Origin of the sequence: Tistrella arctica (genome assembly GCF_039630945.1) — a bacterium.
Classification (GTDB): domain Bacteria; phylum Pseudomonadota; class Alphaproteobacteria; order Tistrellales; family Tistrellaceae; genus Tistrella; species Tistrella bauzanensis.
On the sequence record NZ_JBBKTV010000025.1, the window covers coordinates 1 to 20,697 of the forward strand.

20 protein-coding genes, 1 tRNA gene, 1 rRNA gene and 1 pseudogene are annotated in these 20,697 nt (G+C 65.0%); 7 read left to right on the forward strand and 16 right to left on the reverse strand.

The annotated features are described in order from the left end of the window. Window positions 1–639: restriction endonuclease (locus WG924_RS27770; protein ID WP_345936294.1), on the reverse strand; the 639-nt coding region annotated here is incomplete at its 3' end. 411 nt (window positions 640–1,050) lie between these two features. Between WG924_RS27770 and WG924_RS27775 the strand changes: the two genes are divergently transcribed. Further along, window positions 1,051–1,275: a hypothetical protein gene (locus WG924_RS27775; RefSeq protein WP_345936295.1), complete on the forward strand. Its 225-nt coding sequence runs from the start codon at window positions 1,051–1,053 to the stop codon at window positions 1,273–1,275. Between the two features lie 126 nt (window positions 1,276–1,401). Here WG924_RS27775 and WG924_RS27780 read toward each other — a convergent pair whose 3' ends face one another. From WG924_RS27780 to WG924_RS27825, 10 genes are all read right to left on the reverse strand, one after another. After that, window positions 1,402–2,904: an ImmA/IrrE family metallo-endopeptidase gene (locus tag WG924_RS27780; RefSeq protein ID WP_345936296.1), complete on the reverse strand. Its 1,503-nt coding sequence runs from the start codon at window positions 2,902–2,904 to the stop codon at window positions 1,402–1,404. Beyond that, window positions 2,904–3,302 (reverse strand): hypothetical protein, encoded by a 399-nt coding sequence (locus WG924_RS27785; RefSeq protein WP_345936297.1) that lies wholly within the window; start codon window positions 3,300–3,302, stop codon window positions 2,904–2,906. Before WG924_RS27785 ends, WG924_RS27780 begins: the two co-directional genes overlap by 1 nt. A gap of 337 nt (window positions 3,303–3,639) precedes the next feature. Further along, on the reverse strand, window positions 3,640–4,986 hold the full coding sequence (locus tag WG924_RS27790; RefSeq protein WP_345936298.1) for an aspartate aminotransferase family protein: 1,347 nt from the start codon (window positions 4,984–4,986) through the stop codon (window positions 3,640–3,642). 50 nt (window positions 4,987–5,036) lie between these two features. Then, window positions 5,037–5,663, reverse strand: coding sequence for an FMN-binding negative transcriptional regulator (locus WG924_RS27795; protein ID WP_345936299.1), 627 nt, complete (start codon window positions 5,661–5,663; stop codon window positions 5,037–5,039). Beyond that, window positions 5,656–7,341 carry a dipeptide ABC transporter ATP-binding protein gene (locus tag WG924_RS27800; RefSeq protein ID WP_345936300.1) on the reverse strand — a complete coding sequence of 562 codons (1,686 nt, stop codon included), beginning with the start codon at window positions 7,339–7,341 and terminating at the stop codon, window positions 5,656–5,658. The genes WG924_RS27795 and WG924_RS27800 overlap by 8 nt, the downstream gene beginning before the upstream one ends. After that, entirely contained in the window at window positions 7,338–8,162 is an 825-nt protein-coding gene (locus WG924_RS27805) for an ABC transporter permease (RefSeq protein ID WP_345936301.1), read from the reverse strand. The genes WG924_RS27800 and WG924_RS27805 overlap by 4 nt, the downstream gene beginning before the upstream one ends. After that, window positions 8,159–9,100, reverse strand: a complete 942-nt coding sequence (locus tag WG924_RS27810) for an ABC transporter permease (RefSeq protein ID WP_345936302.1) — start codon at window positions 9,098–9,100, stop codon at window positions 8,159–8,161. Before WG924_RS27810 ends, WG924_RS27805 begins: the two co-directional genes overlap by 4 nt. Beyond that, window positions 9,097–10,314: a serine hydrolase domain-containing protein gene (locus WG924_RS27815; RefSeq protein WP_345936303.1), complete on the reverse strand. Its 1,218-nt coding sequence runs from the start codon at window positions 10,312–10,314 to the stop codon at window positions 9,097–9,099. The genes WG924_RS27810 and WG924_RS27815 overlap by 4 nt, the downstream gene beginning before the upstream one ends. A gap of 80 nt (window positions 10,315–10,394) precedes the next feature. Further along, window positions 10,395–12,002, reverse strand: coding sequence for an ABC transporter substrate-binding protein (locus WG924_RS27820; protein ID WP_345936304.1), 1,608 nt, complete (start codon window positions 12,000–12,002; stop codon window positions 10,395–10,397). Between the two features lie 130 nt (window positions 12,003–12,132). Beyond that, window positions 12,133–13,326, reverse strand: coding sequence for a C45 family autoproteolytic acyltransferase/hydrolase (locus WG924_RS27825; protein WP_345936305.1), 1,194 nt, complete (start codon window positions 13,324–13,326; stop codon window positions 12,133–12,135). Window positions 13,327–13,435: 109 nt separating this feature from the next. Between WG924_RS27825 and WG924_RS27830 the strand changes: the two genes are divergently transcribed. After that, complete coding sequence (locus WG924_RS27830) at window positions 13,436–14,230, forward strand: IclR family transcriptional regulator (RefSeq protein ID WP_345936306.1); 795 nt, start codon at window positions 13,436–13,438, stop codon at window positions 14,228–14,230. Window positions 14,231–14,289: 59 nt separating this feature from the next. On the opposite strand, the gene WG924_RS27835 is transcribed toward WG924_RS27830, so the two are convergent. Next, window positions 14,290–14,643 carry a DUF1428 domain-containing protein gene (locus tag WG924_RS27835; RefSeq protein WP_345936307.1) on the reverse strand — a complete coding sequence of 118 codons (354 nt, stop codon included), beginning with the start codon at window positions 14,641–14,643 and terminating at the stop codon, window positions 14,290–14,292. A gap of 62 nt (window positions 14,644–14,705) precedes the next feature. On the opposite strand from WG924_RS27835, the gene WG924_RS27840 reads away from it, so the two are divergent. The 3 genes and pseudogenes from WG924_RS27840 to WG924_RS27850 form a co-directional block, all read left to right on the forward strand. Beyond that, window positions 14,706–15,836, forward strand: coding sequence for a 3-keto-5-aminohexanoate cleavage protein (locus WG924_RS27840; RefSeq protein ID WP_345936308.1), 1,131 nt, complete (start codon window positions 14,706–14,708; stop codon window positions 15,834–15,836). Window positions 15,837–15,937: 101 nt separating this feature from the next. Beyond that, window positions 15,938–16,231: a hypothetical protein gene (locus WG924_RS27845; protein WP_345936309.1), complete on the forward strand. Its 294-nt coding sequence runs from the start codon at window positions 15,938–15,940 to the stop codon at window positions 16,229–16,231. A 156-nt stretch (window positions 16,232–16,387) separates the two neighbouring features. Beyond that, window positions 16,388–16,558: pseudogene (locus WG924_RS27850) on the forward strand (TRAP transporter large permease); the annotation flags it as partial. Between the two features lie 6 nt (window positions 16,559–16,564). On the opposite strand, the gene WG924_RS27855 reads toward WG924_RS27850, so the two are convergent. Both WG924_RS27855 and WG924_RS27860 read right to left on the reverse strand, forming a co-directional pair. Then, entirely contained in the window at window positions 16,565–17,317 is a 753-nt protein-coding gene (locus tag WG924_RS27855; RefSeq protein ID WP_345936311.1) for a hypothetical protein, read from the reverse strand. A 97-nt stretch (window positions 17,318–17,414) separates the two neighbouring features. Then, window positions 17,415–18,089, reverse strand: a complete 675-nt coding sequence (locus tag WG924_RS27860; RefSeq protein WP_345936312.1) for a TetR/AcrR family transcriptional regulator — start codon at window positions 18,087–18,089, stop codon at window positions 17,415–17,417. An 88-nt stretch (window positions 18,090–18,177) separates the two neighbouring features. On the opposite strand from WG924_RS27860, the gene WG924_RS27865 reads away from it, so the two are divergent. Both WG924_RS27865 and WG924_RS27870 read left to right on the forward strand, forming a co-directional pair. Further along, window positions 18,178–18,792 (forward strand): NAD(P)H-dependent oxidoreductase, encoded by a 615-nt coding sequence (locus WG924_RS27865; protein WP_345936313.1) that lies wholly within the window; start codon window positions 18,178–18,180, stop codon window positions 18,790–18,792. Window positions 18,793–18,918: 126 nt separating this feature from the next. Next, window positions 18,919–19,917 carry a cyclase family protein gene (locus tag WG924_RS27870; RefSeq protein ID WP_345936314.1) on the forward strand — a complete coding sequence of 333 codons (999 nt, stop codon included), beginning with the start codon at window positions 18,919–18,921 and terminating at the stop codon, window positions 19,915–19,917. Between the two features lie 501 nt (window positions 19,918–20,418). On the opposite strand, the gene WG924_RS27875 is transcribed toward WG924_RS27870, so the two are convergent. Both WG924_RS27875 and rrf read right to left on the reverse strand, forming a co-directional pair. After that, window positions 20,419–20,495, reverse strand: a tRNA-Met gene (locus tag WG924_RS27875). A gap of 96 nt (window positions 20,496–20,591) precedes the next feature. Continuing rightward, window positions 20,592–20,697: ribosomal RNA gene (rrf, locus tag WG924_RS27880) — 5S ribosomal RNA — on the reverse strand; the annotation flags it as partial.

The window sequence follows — 20,697 nt, forward strand, 5'->3', positions numbered from 1 at the left end:
GAAGGCATCCTGAAACCCCAACCCAAGGAACAGAAGCGCACGACCCCGAAAGCCATCGCGGCGACCGCCGCTTAACCCGGCTCCCGAGGCGGAACTGTCAGGCGAATACCCTCTCTGTACAAGAGTAACCCCCGCTCTATTTGCAATTACGTCTGCTCCTTGATCGCCCGAGCCGCCAACGACGCTCGCAGCCCATCCTTGCTGTGTCAATATATCGCGACACCAATACTCGAATTCCTGCGGCGTCATTAAAGATGGATGGTATCGGCTTCGAACAGAATCTACTTTCTTCTGGGCCAGAATATTATCTTGACGTTCTTTCTCTGCTGCAAGATCGCGGATAGGCCCTTCGAAAATGCCAGGAAAATCGCGTTTCATCTGGGCAAGGCATTTCCTTTGATACGTATCCAGAGTCGGCCAGAGTTTATTAGAAAGCAGGATATGCAATTCTACTTTCCAATCCTCTTCTCCACGAACTCGCATATCTGCCAAGCGGCCGAACTCTGTTTGGCAAGTCTGCAAGAAGCGCTGTCTTACCCTTTGCTGAACGGTTTCTCCTTCTTTTAAAGGCTCAAGGCGTAGCCGCTCTTTTTCCGCCTCATCAGCCCTTGCTTTCTTCTTCTGATCATGTGCGATCATCAGCCAACTGAGCGTCAGAACCGAAACTATGCAAAAAATTATAGAGCCAGAAATTATAATAGATATTTCCCAAAAATCCCCTATAAATTTTATGATTATAACTAATATTATAATTGTCAATAACTGTGGCATATTTTAAACCCCAATATTTAGTTCTATACTATATTTAAATACTCTTCCGACTTCTAAGATACCTGTCTCAAATTTCGAAGGAGACGAGTAGCTGAATGCAGAGATGAGCCCAAACGGTTGTTAAAGCCAGTTTAGAGGGCCTCGTACGAACGCCAACCTTCCGATAGCAGCATAGCCACGATCACCTGCGTTATGGAAGCGGCCCCAGCGATGGGTATGGCTGTTCTGGCCCCGTTCGCGCCACCACCGACGAACACGAATCGGCTGAGACACCATCTGATGCGTGAGACCATGAACGCCATCGTCTACACGATCAAATTGACGTCCGGGCTTGCCAAGTCGTTGAGCCAGCCAGACACTTCTTCGCATGAATCAAGCGAAACCGCGGCTGGCAAAGAATGCCGAGGCATCATCGCATCAGCCCAAATACTTCTCAACGCATTCTTCACCGCACTGCTCACGCGGCGTATCGTGCGGTCGATATGGGTTTCAAGCCGACTCTGATCATCCGTGGTGAAGAGAAGCAGGCGCGAGCGTCCGCGATTGATGATGCGGACCATATCGATCGAACGACAGAAATAAACATACGGACCGGCTTAATACACGAGGGCGAACGCCGGGGAAACTTCATCAAGCGGCCAATAGCGACGCTTGCAGCTCATCGCGCTCGAACTCGCTGAGCATGCTGATATTGTAAAGATGCGCGATCAGCGCTCTGACACCGACCTGCATTGTTTGTGCTGCGGCTCGGATGTTGTCGCTATTGAGCGCGCCATTGGGCAGAGAACGCCGCACCATGTCGCGTGGCATGAGAAGCATCGCTGCGAACGCATTCGCGCGCTTCTCGACACCAGGTGGTGCCCAAGGTCCACTTGTATGTGAAACCCTCTTGGCTCGCTCGCGATCAAAAAGGACATGAAACAGCTCATGGGCCAGCGTGAACCTGCGGCCGACCTCCACGGCGTTGAATGGACTCGCCAAGTTGACCAGGATTGCCGGGCAATACTCCGTCCCGGCGATCGCGACCCCGCGGATCGAGGGCGTATCCAGTTTCTCGTCGAGGACACGAATACCCAATCCTGACACGATCGACCGCACATCGACAAAGGCCGCCTCGTCCGGAAGATCGAGTTTCTCAAGCAAGTCCTCGGCTAAATCGTAGCCCTCCTGGAAAGGCGCTGCGACCGGCAATCCGATTCTGGTGTCCACCAACTCAGCCAGTGCAGCAGCGTCGCGTCCCCCACGCTGATGTGCGAGCAATGTCATCAATCTGCGGGCGTCCGCCGCCCCAATATCAGGGTTGGCGCCGCCGAACATAAGAACGGCGTCGTCGATCCGTTCAAGAACAGGTATCCCGTGCATGCGGACACTTTGATCGTCGAGACGTGTCTGGCGGCGCGCGGTGGTCAATCTTCCAAAGAGTGATGGCGGCAGGTATGCCCGCTCCAATTCGGGTGACGTGAAGGCCTGAAGCTGACTGATTTTCTGCTCCAGGTCAGCCAGAGATCGACGATCGTCTTCGTCTAGGCCCGCTGGCGGGCTGCTGATGGCCCAGGCAAGGGCCTCCCAGAGGGGACGCGCGACATCATCAACCGGCAACGTCGCGACACCGGGCGCCAGTGCAAAGCGAAAGCCGTCGGGCGCATAGGCAGGCTGACGTGCGGTCCAGGAGATTTCGATGTCGTCGATCAGTCGGCGCACGACAACATCGGGAAAAAGCGCACTTGAGTCTGCGGCACGCAATGCGTGGCGTGACCACCATGTCTGCGCCTCGGCATACTCCACCCGCTCAGATGGCGACTGAGCGTCAATCAGACGGCGAAGCGCCCTGAACGAAGCGATTGCTGCCGGCCCGCCATCGTTCTCCCGCCAAGCGAAGCGTTCCTCATGCAACAGGAACACCCAATTGGTCGCCAGCCACTCGAACACCGGCAACAGGTACCAATGAACCTCGTGCAGATCGCCGCCGGTATAGTCGTGGCGCGTCAGCACATGGTTGCCGACGGTCAGGCGCAACACTCCGGTCGACCAGCCGCCATGGGCAGGTCGTCGTGCGCGGGGCTCGGGATCATCGGTCCATCCGACCGCGATCTCGAAACGCGCCGGATCGCCAAAGCACGCAAGCTCAGTCATCAGGACTCCGTTTCCATGGCCCAACTGATGTCTGCCTGATCGACTCTCATATATTTCTTCACCGCCTGCCGCGACACCCCGCCATTATCCAGCCATTCATTTTTTATAGAGGGTGGCACACTTTCCCAGGGAATCGGAAAGCCGTGCCAAGTTCCATCGTTCGTCGGCCTTGCTTCGAACGCAATTCCCTTCGCCGTCGCATAACGTTTCTGGCTCGACGGATCGATCACCGCCGCTGCAAAGAGCTTGGCGGCTTCTGTTGTTCCCCAGTCATGAGCATACACGTCATTCGCAAAGCCACCTGTTGGCGTCCTGTGCGTCCATTCGGGACAGAGCGTTCCCTTCCGCTCCTGGGTGGGACGGTTCTTATGCTTCGACGAGCCGCGGTAGAGCGTCATCTCCAGAGGGTCTTCGCGTGTCACTGACATACCCGATTTAGGAGAAGCTCAGCATTGAGACCGACCTGAACCGTCCGGTTTTGCCGGCAACCATTTGGTTCAGGTTATGCGGCCATAGCTCCTTGGTCCAGCGTGGCGTCATCGCATTTTTCGGCTTCAGATACCCCCGCGCGACTCCACCGGCCAGCACCTGCGCAACCCGGCACGGTTGATCGCCCGGGGCCGCCCGGCCGGTGATGGCCAAGCCCCGCCGGTCATTGTCGCCGGGTCGCGCGATGGGCGCAATGGTGCCGGTCGCCGCACGCATCGGGCGACCGGCCGCGGGTTCCGGGGTGGTTCAGCCGCGCTCGGCCAGCACCGCGTCGAAGGCGCGGGTGGCGATGTCGAACATCTCGTCGATCTGGGCGTCGGTGATGATCAGCGGCGGGCAGAAGCAGATCGCCTCGCCGATGCCGCGGATGATGACGCCCTCCTGCTCCATGCGCGCGGCCACGGTCTGGGCGGCGGTGAACGGGGTTTCCCAGGGGGTGAGTTCCACGGCACCCATCAGGCCGACGCCGCGCCAGGATGCGGCCAGCGGATGCGTCGCCAGTCTTGCGAGCCGGTCCATGAAATGCGGCGATATCCGCTGGACATGGCCCACGAGGTCGCGTTCCTCGATGATCTTCAGGTTTTCCAGCCCCACCGCCGTCGCGACCGGGTGGCCCGAAGCGGTGAAGCCGTGGCCGAACACGCCCAGCCGGTGGCTTTCATCGGCGATCGGCTGATAGACCCGGTCGTTCATCACGATCGCCGACAGCGGCAGATAGGATGACGACAACTGCTTGGACAGAACGATCACATCCGGCGCGATGCCATAGGTGGTGCAGGCGAACATATGCCCCGTGCGACCGAAGCCGCAGATCACCTCATCCGCCACCAGCAGAATGTCGTGGCGGCGCAAAATCTCCTGCACGCCCTGCCAATAGCCCTCGGGCGGCAGCAGCACCCCGCCCGCCCCCATCGCCGGCTCGCCCCAGAAGGCGGCGATGGTCTCCGGCCCCTCACGCGCGATCAGATCCTCCAGATCCTGAAGCATGCGGGCGGTGAAATCGGCCTCGCTCTCCCCCGGCTGGCCGAAATGGACATAGGATGGGCACGAGGTATGCACCATCCGGTCCAGCGGCAGATCGAAGCTCTCATGATTACGCGGCAGGCCGGTGATCGATCCGGCGGCGATGGTCACGCCGTGATAGCCCTTGATCCGGCCGATGATCTTCTTCTTCAACGGCTGGCCCAGCGCGTTGGCGCGATACCAGACCATCTTCACCATCAGGTCGTTGGCTTCCGAGCCCGACGAGGTGAAATGCACCTTCGACATCGCCACCGGCGCCAGTTGGATCAGCTTCTCCGCCAGATCGACCGACGGCCCGTGGGTCTTGTAGCTGAAGCTATGATAATAGGGCAGACGCTCCATCTGCGCCCTGGCCACCTCGGCCAGCCGCTTTTCGCCGAAGCCGACCGCCACCGACCACAATCCGGCCAGCCCCTCGATATAGCGCTTGCCGGTGTTGTCCCAGACATAGATGCCGTCGCCACGCTCCATGACGACGGAACCGGTCTCCTCATGCCGGCGCATATCGGCGGCGGCCGGCATCTGATAGGCGATATCGCGCGCCTCGACCGAATTGGGCTGAATGGTCACGATGGTTCTCCCGAAGGGATGATGGGGCGGAGGGGCGGAGACGGGGCGGGTCAGGAACCGCCGCTCTCCAGCCGCGTCATGAAGCGCGCGGCATCGGCCGTCGCCGGATGCTGCATCAGGGCATGACGCACCCGCGCCCGGTCGGCGGCGGGCTTGTCCTGGTTGAACTTCAGCTTGCCATCGAGCCGGGCGATCGCGACCCGCAACCCGACGATGCCGCCAAGCCTCGGCACCACCTTGTCCTCGTCGACATCCGCGAACCGCCAGGCGCCGCCCAGCGGGGCGTCATAGGTGGCGATGGTGCGGGCCAGCAGGTCGCGCAGGGCCAGCGGGTCGTGTTCCAGCGTCACCGGCCCGCGCGCGTGGATGGCGCCGTAATTCCAGGTCGGAAAGGTCTGCTTGCCCTCATACCAGTTGACCGAGACATAGGCATGGGGGCCGCTGAAGATCACCACCGCCTCGGCGCCGGCCTCGAAATGCCGCCAGTGCGGATTGGCCCGCGCCATGTGCATCGACAGCACGCCAAGGCCCGTGCCCCCCTCATCGACCAGCACCGGCAGATGGGTGATCAGGGTCTCGCCATCCAGATGCGAGACCAGGGTGGCGAAGCTCCATTCGCGCATCAGGGCGCGGAGGAAAACCGGATCGTCGGCGCGATAGGCGGGGGGGCTATACATCGGGCGTCCTCGTGGCGGCTGGCTGCGGGTGATTGGCGGAAGGCCCGGCATCGGCGCCGGGAAAGCTGCGGCCCAGCAACATCGCCGCGTCCAGCAGGCGGCGGGTATACTCGGCCTCGGGCGCGTCGAAGATCCGCGCGCAGGCGCCTTCCTCGACGATCAGCCCGGCCTGCATCACCACCACCCGGTCGGCGACCTGCTCCACCGCCCCCAGATCATGCGACACGAACAGGCAGGCGAAGCCCCGGCGTTCCTGAAGCCGCCGGATCAACAGCAGGATCTGCTTCTGCACGGTCATATCCAGGGCCGACACCGGTTCATCGGCGACGACGAAGGCCGGATCGCGGATGATGGCGCGGGCGATCGCCACCCGCTGGCGCTGACCGCCCGACAGGGCATGGGGGTGGCGGTCCAGCAGGTCGAGCGGCAAGCCGGCCTCGTCGCAGGTCGCGCGCACCCGCTCGCGCCGCTCGGCCCGGTCGAGCCCGTCGAGCCGCAGCGGCTCCCCCACGATCTCCTCCACCCGCATGCGCGGATCGAGCGAGGCGTAAGGATCCTGGAACACGATCTGCATCTGGCGACAGGCGTCGTCATCGATCGGGCCGCGCCCCGCCTGCATCCGGCCGACCGGCCGGCCGTCGAGGGTGATGCCGCCGCCAGCGATCGGCTCCAGCCCCATGATCGCGCGGCCAAGCGTGGTCTTGCCCGATCCGGAGCCGCCGACCAGGGCCACGGTCTCGCCGGCGCCGATGGTCAGCGACACGCCCTTGACCGCGCGATTGACCGCCCGCCGGCCGAACAGCGTCGCCCGGCCGGGATACTCGACGACGACATCGCGGGCGACGACCAATGGCGTGGTCACCGGCGCCTCACGCGGGGCATCGGCCCGCCGGCGCGGCAGGGCATCGACAAGGCGGCGGGTATAATCATGAACCGGGTTCAGCAGCACGTCGCGGGCCGGGCCACGCTCCACCGCCTCGCCATGACGCATCACCACCACATCCTCGATGTAATGCGACACCATGCCCAGATCATGGCTGATCAGCAGCACCGCCGTGTCGTTCTCGGTGGTCAGCTCGATCATCAGTTCCATCACATCGTGCTGGACCAGCGTATCAAGGGCGGTGGTGGGCTCGTCGGCGACCAGCAGCTTCGGCTTCAGCAGCATCACCGATGCCAGCATGATCCGCTGGCGCATGCCGCCCGAGAATTCATGCGGATAGGCGGCAAGGCAGCGCTCCGGCGCGGGAATGCCGATCCGGTCGAGCATGGTGATGATCCGCCGGCGACAATCGGCCCGGTTCAGCCGCTGGTGCAGCACCAGCCCTTCGGCCATCTGCTCGCCGATGGTCATCGACGGGTTCAGCGAGGTCATCGGCTCCTGGAACACCATGCCGATTTCGGCACCGCGCACCGCGCGCAGCCGGCGGGTGGGCAACCCGGTCAGTTCCTGTCCGCGATAGGTGATCGAGCTGCCGGCGCCGATCATCATCGGCGGCGGCAGCAGGCCCAGGATCGAGCGCGCTACCATGGTCTTGCCCGAGCCGCTCTCGCCCACCAGCGCCATCATCCGTCCGGCCTGAAGATCCAGGTCGAAGCCCTGCACCACGGCCTGATCGCCGCCATCGACCCGAACCGACAGGTTGCGGATCGCGAGCAGAGGGGGGTGGGCGGTCATCGGCGCATCCTCGGATCGGTCAGGTCACGCAGCGCGTCGCCCAGCAGGTTCGCGCCCAGCAGGGTCAGCGAGATGCACAGGCCCGGCAGGATGATCAGCCACGGCGCCTGGGTGATATAGGGCCGCGCCGCAGCCAGCATGTTGCCCCAGGTCGGCTGCGGCGGCGGCACCCCCAGACCCAGAAAGCTGAGCGCGCTCTCGGCCAGGATCACCCAGCCGAACATCGTGGTCGCCAGCACGGTCATCGGCGCGATGCAGTTGGGCAGGACATGGCGCCACATGGTGATGCGCTCAGGATTGCCCATCACCCGCGAGGCCTCGACGAATTCGCGCTGACGCACCGACAGCACGGTCGATCGCGTCACCCGGATCACCGCCGGCGCATAGGCGAGCCCCAGCGCCACGATCATCGCGGTCTCACCGGCGCGGGTGACGGTCATGATCCCCAGCGCCAGCAACAGCCCCGGAAAGGCCAGCAGGCTGTCGGTCACCACCATGATCACCCGTTCGGCCCAGCCGCGCAGATAGCCGGCCAGCACGCCGAAGATCAGCCCCAGCGTCACGGCCACGACCACCGTGGCGAAGGCGATGGTGGCGCTGGCCCGCGCGCCATGGATCAGCCGGCTGAGGATGTCGCGGCCGAAATCATCGGCGCCCAGCGGATGGGCGGCGGTGAAGGCGACCAGCCTTGCGCCGATATCGATCGCCATCGGATCATAGGGTGCGAGCCACGGGCCCGCGATCCACACCAGCACCAGCAACAGGGCGATCGACGCCCCCAGCACGCCGCCGGCGCCGGCCCGCTTCACGAACGCGCTCATCGCACCACCCTCGGATCGAACACCGGATACAGCAGGTCGATGATCAGGTTCAGCACCACATAGACCACCGCGATCATCAGAATGCAGCCCTGCACGACCGGATAGTCGCGGGTATAGATCGCCTCGACCAGCAGCCGGCCCAGCCCCGGAATGCTGAACACGGTTTCGGTGACCGCGATCCCGCCCAGCAAGGCGCCCAGGATCAGACCGATCAGGGTCCAGGTCGGCGCGAAGGCATTGCGGAAGGCATGGCGGCGCAGCACGCGCGCCTCGCTCAAGCCCTTGGCACGGGCATGGGTGATGTATTCCTGGCGCAGAACCTCGATGGTCGAGGCCCGCGCCATGCGCAGGATCGCGCCCATTTCCACGAGCAGCAGCGTCGCCACCGGCATCGCCAGCGCGCCCAGCCGCGATGCCCAGTCATCGGCGACACCAACGAAACCGATCACCGGAAACCAGCGCAGCCACAGCCCGAAGACCAGCAGGATCATCAGGCCCAGCCAGAAGCTGGGGATCGACAACAGCAGCGTCGAGGTGGCGACGATGCCGAGATCGGCCGCACTGCCCTGGCGCCAGGCGGCATACATGCCCGCCGGCACCGCGATGATCGCGGCCAGCGCCACCGCCATCACCACGATGGTGGCCGACACCTGGAAGCGTTCCAGCATCAGCGGCAGCACCGGTTCGCCATTGGCGATCGAGGTACCGAAATCGCCCCGGATCATCGATGTCAGCCAGTCGATATATTGAACCGGCAGGGGCTGGTCCAGACCCATCCTGGACCGCATCACCGCCACCATGTCGGGGGTCGCCAGATCGCCCAGCATCACCGCGGCCGGGTCGCCCGGGATCATCCGCATCATGGTGAAGACCGCGATGGTCACCAGCAGCAGGGTCGGCACGGCGGCGCCGACGCGGCCCAGGATGAAGCGCATCATGCGGCCTCCAATGCCGCGCCGATGGCCTGGAAGGCGGCGATGGTCTGGACGGCGCCCGGCACGCTCAACGGCGTGGGCCACGTCGACAGCTTGACCGCGGCATACTGCGCCTGCGGATCGACGAAGATGAACTGGCCATAGATGCCACGGGCGACGAAACTGCCCCGGCTGCGGTCGACCTGCCAGATCTTGTTGTGATAGCCGCCACCGGGCAGAACCTCGGCATAGATGCCCTCGAACCGCCCGCCACGCCCGAAGCGGCACGCCTCGATCCAGGCCTCGGGCACGATCTGGCGGTCGCCGCGCCGCCCGCCATCGACCAGCAACTGGCCATAGCGGCCATAATCGCGCAGCGTGGCGTTGAAGCCGCCATCGGCCAGCGCGAAGCCGCCCAGATCGACCGTATAGGCGGCATCCTCCTCGGCGCCCATCGGCGCCCACAGCACCTCCGACACCAGTTCGGCCAGCGGCAGACCGGTCGCCCGCTCCATCAGGAAGCCCAGCACGTCGGTCTCGATCGAGCGATAGCGGAACACCTGGCCGTGCGGGCCATCCTGCTCGGCCAGTGTCAGCACCAGTTGCCAGATCGTCTCGGGCCAGCCCTCGGGCCGACTGCGGCCGCCGCCACCCCAGGCGCAGGCCAGCCCCAGCTTCTGCATATGCGATCCGGGCGTGTCGTAGCTCTCGTCGAAGACCACGCCGCTGGTCATGTCGAGCAGGTTCTGCACCGTGGCGTCGCGATAGGCGGTGGCGGCCAGTTCCGGCAGATAAGCCGGGACCGGTGCGCCGAGATCGAGCACACCCCGGTGGTTCAGAATGCCGGCCACGGTGCCGGCGATGCTTTTTGCCACCGACATCGACAGATGCGGCCGACGCCGGATCATGCCGTTCATATACCGCTCGAACACGATCCGGCCCCGATGCAGCACCAGGAAGCCGTCGGTCCAGCTTCGATCGAGAAAGGCATCCAGCGTTTCAGAGCCGTCGCATCCCGGCAGCCGCAGGCTGAGTCCGCCCAGGGGCTCCGGCGCCTCGTCCAGTGCCATCACCGGGCCGGGGCCACGCCAGACCTGCGCGGTCGGCGTCATCTCGCGCATATGCTGGAAGGTCCAGCGGTGATAGGGCGGAATGCTCCAGCCCGGCTGCGGCAGCAGCGGCGCGCCGGGCATCATCGGGTCGCGCCAGGGCGCGATGTCGGGGGTCTGCTCGTTCATGTCCGGCTCCTTGCACGCTCAGGCGTCATCAAGCATGGCCGCGGCACCCATCCGGTATGGCGGGTGCCGCAGCCGCGCTGTCACTGCCGCCGCCACACACCCCATGTCCGCGGCTTGTCGAGCGACCAGGGCTCATAGCCGGCGAGATTCGGCGACACCGCGTCGACCACCGGGTAATAGAACAGCGGATAGACCGGCACCTGATCGGCCATCAGCTTCTGAAGCCCGGCCAGAACCTTGCCGCGCGCGGTCACATCCTCGGTGCTCGCGGCGGTATGCAACAGCTCTATCGCCTTCGGGTCGCTGAACTGCGAGGTCGGTGTTTTGGTCTTGTCGCCGACCAGCAGGCCATAGAGCATCACCGGATCGGTGCGCGAGGCGAAGCCGAACGACATCATCTGGAATTTGCCCGACATCCAGTGATCGAGCTGCGCCGCCCAGTCCAGCACCTCGATCTGGGCGTTGATGCCGGCGGCCATCAGCATCGCCTGGATGATCACGGCATTGTCGTACATGCCGATATAGCGCTTATTGGCCTCGATCACGATCGGCTGGCCGTCATAGCCGGCCTCCTTCAGCAGCGCCTTGGCCTTCGCCGGATCATAGGCCGGCCAGGTCTTGAACGCGTCGCCATAGATCGCCGACGATTCCGGCACGCCCGACGGGTTGGGCTGGATCAGGCCATCGGTCTTCAGGGTCGCGATCTGGCGCACATCGATGGCATGGGCGATCGCCTGGCGCAGTTTCTGGTTCGACATCACCGGATCGTTGGTCTGGATCAGCAGCGCCGACATCGACAGGCCGGGTGCCGTCATCACCTTGGCGCCCTGCGCCTCGACATCCTTGATCCGCGAGGTCTGGATCTGGGTCACCACATCGATCTGGCCGGCATAGAGCGCTGTTTCGGCGGCGGTCTTGTCGGGCACCACCACGAAATCGACCTCGTCGAAATGCATCGTCCGGTCGCCGCCATAGCCGTCGCGGGGCTCGGTCGACGGCACATAGCCGTCGAAGCGCTCCAACGCGACCATCTGTTCCTTCTTCCAGGACTTCAGCTTCAACGAGCCGCTGCCGATCGCCGACCCGTCCTTCCATTTGCCCTCGGCATCGAAATTCGCCGGCGCCGCCATCCAGACATTGCACGGCAGATCGGCGAGCTTGGCCAGGAACAGCGCATCGGGCTGGTCGATGGTGAAGGTGATGGTCCGCTCGTCGGTGGCCGAGACATTGGTCACCTTCGTGCTGCGGGTGCCGTCGAAGGTGGCGGCACAGACCCAGGGCGTGCCGCGGCTCTCGCGCCATCCCATCCGGTCGTTCCACAGGGGCACGAAATCGGCGGCCTTGACCGGCGTGCCGTCGTGATAGACCGCGCCCTCGCGCAGATGCAGGGCATAGCGCCGGCGGTCATCGGAAACGGTCCAGCTCTCGGCCAGCGCCGGGCCGACCGTCAGATCCTCGCGATAGGCGACAAGCTGCTCATAGATATGGTGCAGCACCAGATCGGTGATCGTGTCGACCCGGCTGCCGTCCAGGCTGCGGATATCGGCCTGGATCGCCACCCGCATGATGCCGCCATCAACCGGTGTGCCGCCCTCCGTCTGGCTCTGATTGGCCGTCTGGGCCAGGGCCGGCATGGCCGGCATCAGGCCCAGGACAACCGCGAGCGGGGCCATCCATGTCTTCGTCATCGTTGATTGTGCTCCCTGTTGCGCATGGCCGGCCGCGTGGTTGCTCCCACCATCGCCACCGGATCGTTCATGTGTCGTGTTCTTGTCGGTCGTGTTCTTGTCGTTTGCGGATGTGGGGAGGGGCAGGCCCTCAGGCCGATGCCATCTCCATGGCGTCTGCGGGGGCCGTGGCGGGGGCCAGCGGATAGGGCCGGAACGGGTTGTGGCAGGGGTTGCCGTTCGTGGCGTAGAGAACCTTGTTGGTCAGATCGATGGCGACCGAGGCGATGGTCGCGTTGCGCCGTGCCGCCGGCAGCTTCGGGTCGGCATGCATGCACACCGATGCCGGCGCCGAGAAATGGTCGGACATCACCGCGCGAATGACATCCAGATCGATGCGACCGGATTGAGCCTTCATGTGCCGCCGCACCCGCTCGGCGCGGAACAGCGTGCTGGGGGCGATGCGCTCGATCTGCGATGCCACCCGCCGTTCGGCAACGAGATTGTTGGAATGGGTGACGACGCCATCTTGCGGATACAGATAGGCGGCATGGCCGGTCGTCGCCTCGATGTCGATGATCTCGCCATCGCCATGGCCGATCATGAAATTTGACGAACAGGTCCGGTCGGTCTGCAACACCGGGCGCAGGGCCTCGCTGAACCGCCAGGCATCGAGGATCTCGGCGCAGCGCACATGCACCGGCTTGCGCATCGCACCCTGGCCCTCGAACGCGGTGACCAGCCCGGCGATGCACAGACCGACACCGGCCTGATTGACCCCCATCTTGCAGCCGACGATGCCCGCTTCCGAGAAGCCGACAAAAGCCGGCTTGCCCAGCTCGGGCTGTTCGTCGCGGTGCACGCGCTTGATGAAGCAGTTGCCGGCCAGCCCCGCCAGCCAGTCCCAGTTCTGGCCGATGACGCAGGCGCCGGACGCCGTGACATCGGGCATCAGGCCGAACAGGGTGCAGCCTTCCTGCTCGGGCATGTCCTGTGGGTCGGGCGCCGCCTGGGCGCCATCGCCCTTCGCGCGGCGCGCCTCGATCGAATAGACCTCATAGGTCAGCTCATAACGGGCGTTCAGCACGGTGATCTCGTCGAGCGACAGCCCGGCGCCCTTGGCGATACCGGCCATCTCGATCGCGTAATCGGCATTGTCTTCGGCGATAAAGGCCTGCCAGCGCCCAGCCGCCGCCAGCACCGTCGCCCGGTCCGAGCCAACCATGGCGAAGCGGTTGAAATAGGTCTCCAGATTGGCGCGGATGCTGGCGGCGAGGGTGCGTCCCTGTACCACCCCGCGTTCGAACGGGTCGGGGCCAAGGTCAAGGACGGGCAAATCGGTCATCGTGGTTTCTCGCCTCTGTATCGATATTCAATACACTTGCATTTCTTTCTGCACTGAGGCTATTGTTCCGCTCGTCACGCTGTCAAGAGCATTCTGGAGATCGGTCCCGATGGGGGGAAAGACAGGGAAAAAGCCTGACGGCACACGGACTTCCGACCCGCGGCTGACACTACAAACGGTTGTGCGGGCCATGGATGTGCTGGAAGCGATCGGGGCCTCCGGCGGGGCGCTGTCCTTGGCTGAAATTGCCAACGCGGTCGGTATCGACCGCAGCGCCGCGCAACGCATCGCCCATACCTTCGAGGGGCTGGGCTATCTGGAACGCAGTGATGGCGGCATCGGCTTCAGGCCGGGTCGCCGTCTGCTCGATCGCTGTTTCGACTATCTGCGCAGCGACCCGCTGGTCGAACGGGCAACGCCGGTGCTGATCGAACTGCGCAAGGTGGTGCGGGAACGGGTGGATCTCAGCCTGTTCGACGGCGGCTCACTGGTCTACGCCGTGCGGCTGCAAAGCAAGCGCGAGAGCTTTTATGCCACCCTGATCGGGCGGCGCTTTCCTACCTGGTGCACATCCGGCGGCCGCGCGATGCTGGCCCATCTGCCGGATGGCGAGGTCGATGCGATCCTCGATCAAGCCGAATTCCGCCCATACACCCAGAACACCATCACCGATCGCGACCACATCTGGGCCAGGATCAGAGAGGCGCGTGAGCGTGGCTTCGCTACATCGGAAGGCGAGGTGCTGATGGGCGAAATCGCGATCGGTGCCGCCATTCTTGGCAGCAATGGCCGGCCGGTCGGCGCGGTTCACATCGCGGGCTCGCTGAGCGAATGGCCGAGGCCCGAGTTCGAAACCCGCTTCGCGCCGATGGCGATGGAAACCGCCCAGACATTGAGCCGGTGACACCCGGCCGCCCCCCGCCCGCGCGGCGGGGGGCGAGCCATGGGGTGACGGTGGTTCGATCAGGCGACGAGGATCTGTTCGAACCCGCCGAAGATCGCCCGCTTGCCATCGAACGGCATCGGATTGGTGTCGGGGTGCAGGCGCGGATCGGCCATCACCTTGTCCATGCCCACATCGCGCACCGCCCGCGACGGCCAGATGATCCACGAGAACACCACCGTCTCGTCGGCGGCGCATTTCACCGCCATCGGAAACGAGGTGACCTCGCCATCCGGCACGTCCGTGCCCCAGCATTCCACCACCTGCAGCGCCCCGTGTTCCTTGAACACGGTCGCGGCGATCCGGGCATGATCGAGAAACGCCGCGCGCGCCGCTGTCGGCACCGCGGCCACAAATCCGTCGACATAGCTCATCGTCGTGCTTCCTTCGTTCGGGGGTAAATAAGTTGATATCAACTTATTTGTCGAGGCGGACCATGTCAACGCCCGCGGACAGGCTGCCTCGTCTTGAGCGCAGCACAGGCGCCTCCTATCATGGGCTGGAACGCCGCCACACCGACCTCATCCGGAGCACCGATACCGCCATGCTGCAAGCCTGCCTGAACGGCGACCGGACGCCCGATGCTCACCCCGCCCTGCCCTGCACGCCTGAGGCGCTGGCCGCCGATGCCGCAGCCGTGGTCGCGGCCGGCGCCACCGAACTGCATGTCCATCCGCGCAGCGCCGACGGCTTGCAAAGCCTGCATCCCGATGATGTCGGCGCGGCCCTGGCCGCCATCCGCGCGCGGGTGCCGGGGGTGCCGGTCGGCATCTCGACCCTGTGGTCGATCCCACCCGGCGGGCACGCACGCCACGCCCCCATCCGGGACTGGACCATCCGCCCCGATTACGTCTCGATCAACCTGATCGAAGACGATGCGGTCGAGGTCATGCGGCTGATGCCGGCGATGGGCATCGGCATCGAGGCCGGCCTGTGGTCTGAAGCCGATGCCCGCCGTTTCGTCGCCCTGGCCGAAGCCCCCCGCTGCCTGCGGGTTCTGGTCGAGGTCCACGCCGCACACCCCGATCAGGCATTGGCCGAAGCCGCCGCCATCCTTGCCGTTCTTGAAGCGGCCGGGCTGCACCTGCCGGTGCTGCTGCATGGCAGCGGTGTCTGCACTTGGCCGGTGTTGCGCCATGCCATGCACCGTGGCCTGGACAGCCGTATCGGCTTTGAAGACACCAGGCGCCTGCCATCCGGTGCCGTGGCCGCCAGCAATGCCGATCTGGTCCGCGCCGCCCTCACCATTGCGGCACCGATGATGCCCGCCGCCGATCTCGAACGCTTCATCCATGGCCGCACCGTCGCCGCCATCGCCCCCGAAACCGGCGCCACCTTCGCCCGGGTCACCTATCGGCCGGATGGTGTCTGCATCGTCGCGCATCAGGGCGGCAGGCTGGAACGGGGCCGGTATGGCTTTGCCGATGGCTGCTACTGGACGATCTATCCGACCTTCCGTGACGGCCGGAAGAACCGCTTCTATCTGACCACCGAGGGGCCCGGCCGCGCCCAGGCCTGGCATGATGACGGCCGCCGCGCCTATCTGCTGGACCAGGTCAGCGATTGATCCGATCCGACTGATCCGACAGCACGGCCGCCGCTCACCCGCCCGGATCGCCGGCACAGCGTTGAAACACGGTCTTGCTGATCGCGAGCGGATGTTTCAACATGGGACAGCGTACCCTGTTCGATGCCCGGCTGGCCGCCCAGCGGTTCCCCAGAGCCATATCTGGTTACCGCATCACGGATCATCTTGAAATAGCTGAGAGAATCGGCCGTGATCAATTCGATCCGCGTCTGTGGATCGACCTTGCGGAACAGGTCCAAGATTTCGGGCGCCACCGACATCGACAGGGCCGGCATCGAGATGATCCGCAAGGTCCGGCTGCGGTCGTGATTGATCCGCCCCGCCGCCGCCTTCAGGCGGCCGAAGGCATCGGTCACCTCCTGCACGCATCCTGATCCCGCCCTCGGTCGCCCTCATCCTCTATGGCGTGCTGACCGAAACCTCGATCCCGCGGCTCGATCTTGCCGGCATGGTGCCGGGCATCGTTCTGCCGGTGCCGTTCATGATGCTGATCGCCGGTCCCTGCCTCGCCAGTCCGCGTGCCGGAGGCCCCGCCGATCGGCGTGAACCTCTATGTCGTGCAGGGCGTGCGCCCGGCGGGGCCGATCACCGATGTCATCATCGGCGCCCTGCCCGTCGTCGGCGTCATCTTCGCCATGATCATCCTGCTGATCGCGGTGCCGGACATCGCACTCTGGCTGCCATCCCTGGTCTATGACTGACCCGCATCACCAGGGCGCCGTGGTGCCCGGCAGCCAGCGGTCGCGCATCCACCGGCGCGTGGCCGCGACCAGCTTTACGGTATAGCCCGGCAGTTCAGGTCCGATCAGCGGCAGATCGAATGCCGCGATCGTCCGGGCGATGCCGTCATCATCCAGCGCCCGGCCGGCTGCAACCGCATGCCGGGCGATCTCAAGCTCCTGACCCCAGAAATAGATCGCCGTGGCGCCGACATTGGCCTGCATGCGCCGGACCTCGTCGACCCGGCCGTCATTCATCAAGGGCAGCCAGATATCGGGCATCAGCAGGTCGACCGGCCGATCGGGAACATAGCAATAGGCGTCGCCCTCGACGATGCGGATCTTGGCGCGCGCCGCCGCCGGCAGTTGCGCCACGATATCAAGGTCTTCATGCAGCGCCCGCACATCCGGGTCACGTTCGACCACGGTCACCGCCGTCACCGCATCAACGAGCGCGCTGGCCACCGCCGACCAGCCCATGCCCAGCCCATAGATCAGCACATGGCCGCGGGCCAGCCGCACACCGATTTCCTGGCTCTCGATCTCCATCGGCGTGGTCGACATCCACGATTGGCGGTTGCGCAGCAGCACCGCCATATCCTGCACCAGCACCGATCCGCTCCAATAGCCGGGCGCCACGTTCAGCGGCACCACACGCAGATCCCAATCCCCGCGAACGACGGGGCGATAGCGGGGGATGAACAGGTCGGTTTCGTACAGCGCTGGCATCGTCACGGTCATATCCACTCCGGGGCGTTATCGACCGACTGTACATGGCGCGCCAAACGGGCGGCAAGTGCCGGATGGGTTGCCTTACCCGTGGCCACCCGCATCCGTCTCATGCCCGGTCGTGATCGGCACCCTCCCTGGCATCGCCACCGACCATGGCGATGATGATGCGGAACAACGCGTCCTTGGCGTCGTCGGGTGTGATCTCGCCGGCAGCCGCCGCATCCGACACCCCGTCGGCGGCACCCAGCATCGCCCAGAACCCCGCCGCATCCAGCGCGCGCCCGGCGAAAGGACCAAGGCCGGCGAAAGAACCAAGGCCGGCGAATGGTCCAAGGATCGCCCGGCACTTGTCGATGAAAGCCAGTTGATACTGCCGCTTCAGCGCGCCGAGTTCCGGCGAGCCGGCAAGGGCTGCGAGCACGCCCGGAATCTCCCGCCCCTGGGTGAGCACGCAATCGACATAGCACGACGCGATCACCCGCGCCCGGGGCGTCAGTGCGGGGGCGACCTCGGCGATCGCCCGATCCATCAGCGCCGTCTGGCGGGCGTCATAATCCTGATACAGCGCCGCAAGCAGGCCGTTGCGGGTGCCGAAATGGTCATAGACCACCGGCTTGGTCACCCCGGCCCGCTCGGCCAGCCGGCCCAGGGTCAGGGCATCGGCCCCCTCCTGCCCGACCACCTGCCATGCGACGTCGACAAGCTGACGCAGCCGGTCTTCCCGCGTCAGGCGGCGGCGCGGAGTCTTGAAGCCGGGGGCGATCGGTGGTGGCGGTTTCATGCTTGACACGCTCTACATACCAAAAGTAACTTACTAAAAGTATATAACATCTCATCGCCTGTCGCAATCAACCAACGGGACAATCGTGATGCATGCGCTCATCGTCGTCGCCCACCCGGATCCCGCCTCTCTCACCCATGCGGTGGCCGGTCATCTCGCCCAAGGCGTGCGATCCTCAGGGGCAGGGCGAACCGCCGACATCGCCGATCTCGCAGCCGAGGGGTTCGCCCCGGCCTTCACCGCCGCCGACATCGCGGCCAGCCAACGGGCCGCGCCGCCCACCCCGGATGTTCTGGCCGAACAGGCCCGGATCGACCGGGCGGATGCCCTGGTGCTGGTCTACCCGGTCTATTGGTGGTCGATGCCCGGCCAGTTGAAGGGCTGGATCGACCGGGTGTTCACCAATGGCTGGGCCTATGACGAGCTGCCGGATGGGCGGCTGGTGAAGAAGCTGGGCCGGCTGCGCGTCCATCTGGTCGCGATCGGCGGGGCCGATCTGCGGACCTATGCCCGCCACGGCTATTTCGGTGCCATGCGCACCCAGATCGATCACGGCATCTTCGGCTATTGCGGCGCGCGCGTGATCACCACCGATCTGCTGCTGCCATCCGATCCCGGTGCCCCGGCATCCCATCTCGACACGGCCCGCGCCATCGGCGGCCGGCTGTTCGCCACCGCACAACAGGGCATGGACGCAGCCTGACGGCACGTCCATGCCGCATGACCGCAGCGCGACGGGCTCGACTTGGCGGCGCCATCATCCGAGGATGGTCACATCCCCGGAACCTCATGCGCCCGACGGCACGCGCATCCGCACAGGAGTCCGATCATGAAGGCAGCACGCAACCCGGCGCGTCTCGCCGCTCTGCTGGTCGCCGGCATCATCCTTGCCCCCGGCATCGTCCTTGTCCCCGGCGCCGGCATCGGCCCGGCATCCGCCCAGGACACATCCCCGGCGTCCGCCCAGGACACATCATTGTGGGCGCTTTATGACCAGAGCCTGAAATCGGCGAAATACATCGACCTCACCCATGCGTTCGAGCCGGTCCAGCCGGTCTGGCCGGGCTTTTCCAATGCGCGCTTCAAGCCGGCGGTCGCCGGTCGGGACATTCCGGGCTATGTCGCCGCCGGCGAGGAATTCACCTATGACAAGCATGGCTTCGTGGCCAGCGCCTATGACCTGACCACCGATCAGTATGGCACCCAGCTCGACCCGCCCTCGCACTGGAATCCGCTTGGCGCCACGATCAGCGATCTGCCGGCCACCTATGCGGTGCGGCCGCTGGTGGTGATCGACATCAGCGGCAAGGTTGCCGGTGATGCCGGCTATCATCTTCAGGTCGCCGATATCGAGGCCTGGGAAGCGACGCACGGCCGGATCCCCGAAGGCTCGGTCGTGTTCGTGCGCTCCGACTGGTACAAGAAATGGGAGGATGCCGGGCGCTTCAACCAGAAGCCCTTTCCCGGCGTTGGGCTCGACGCACTGAAATTCCTGCACCTGGACCGCAAGATCCTGTTCCACGGTCATGAACCGCTCGACACCGACACCACCCCCACTCTCGAAGGCGAGCACTGGCTGCTGCACAATGATTTCGTGCAGGCCGAAGGTGTGGCCAATCTCGACAAGGTGCCGGAAGCCGGGGCGCTGGTCACCATCGGCTTCGCGAAGCCCAAGGGCGGCTCGGGCGGCTTCGCCCGCTATGTCGCGATCGCTCCCGCCGACTGGCCGGAAGGTGTGTCGATCACCGACGCGCCGGGCGCGCCCCTGCCCCGGCAGCCGGCGCCGCTGGTGCGCGACCGGAACGGCGTCTTCCGCCCCGGAGGTTGACCGGGACGCAGGACGGTGCCAGGGCCGGACGCTCAATCGTTACGAGCCGATGCATGTTTGCGACGGCCGGGCGGTTACGGACGGCCCTGCGCTGTCTCGATGTTTGCATGTGTCACGCGCCTTTCTTTCGAAGCGCATTATCCTGATCCATCTCCCGAGGATAGGGGCGTTCGTTTATCACGTCGCCGATCCAGCCCAGAACCTGAGAGGTGGTCCCTGAAATCCGGACAGGGGATTAAGCTATTCCCGTCGATCTTGGACAAGACGCGGCGAGACGGAAGCGGCGAGGGGGCCGTGGGCCCCCTCGGACCCCCCTGCCCTTTTTGGGCGTGGCGGGGCTGTGGATGGCGGGGCGGATGGCGGGCCGCGTGTGGGGCTGTGGTGGGGCTTTCGGTGCCCCCTGCCCTGCTCCGGCCCCCCAGACCATGCCTGCCCCGCAGCCCCCGCCCGAAACGCAGAACGCCGCCCGGGGTTTTCACCCAGGGCGGCGTGTCTGAAACTTGGTTGCGGGGGTAGGATTTGAACCTACGACCTTCAGGTTATGAGCCTGACGAGCTACCGGGCTGCTCCACCCCGCGTCGGGTGTGGTGCGTTGGGCAGTGTTGTTGAGATGAGATGTCTCGCGCATGGTTGGCGTGTTGCCCGGCTGGGCCGGCGTGTTGTGCGGTTTCAAGACCTGGCAGCGACCTACTCTCCCGCGTCTTAAGACGAAGTACCATCGGCGCAGAACGGTTTCACGTCCGAGTTCGGGATGGGATCGGGTGGTTCACGTCCGCCATA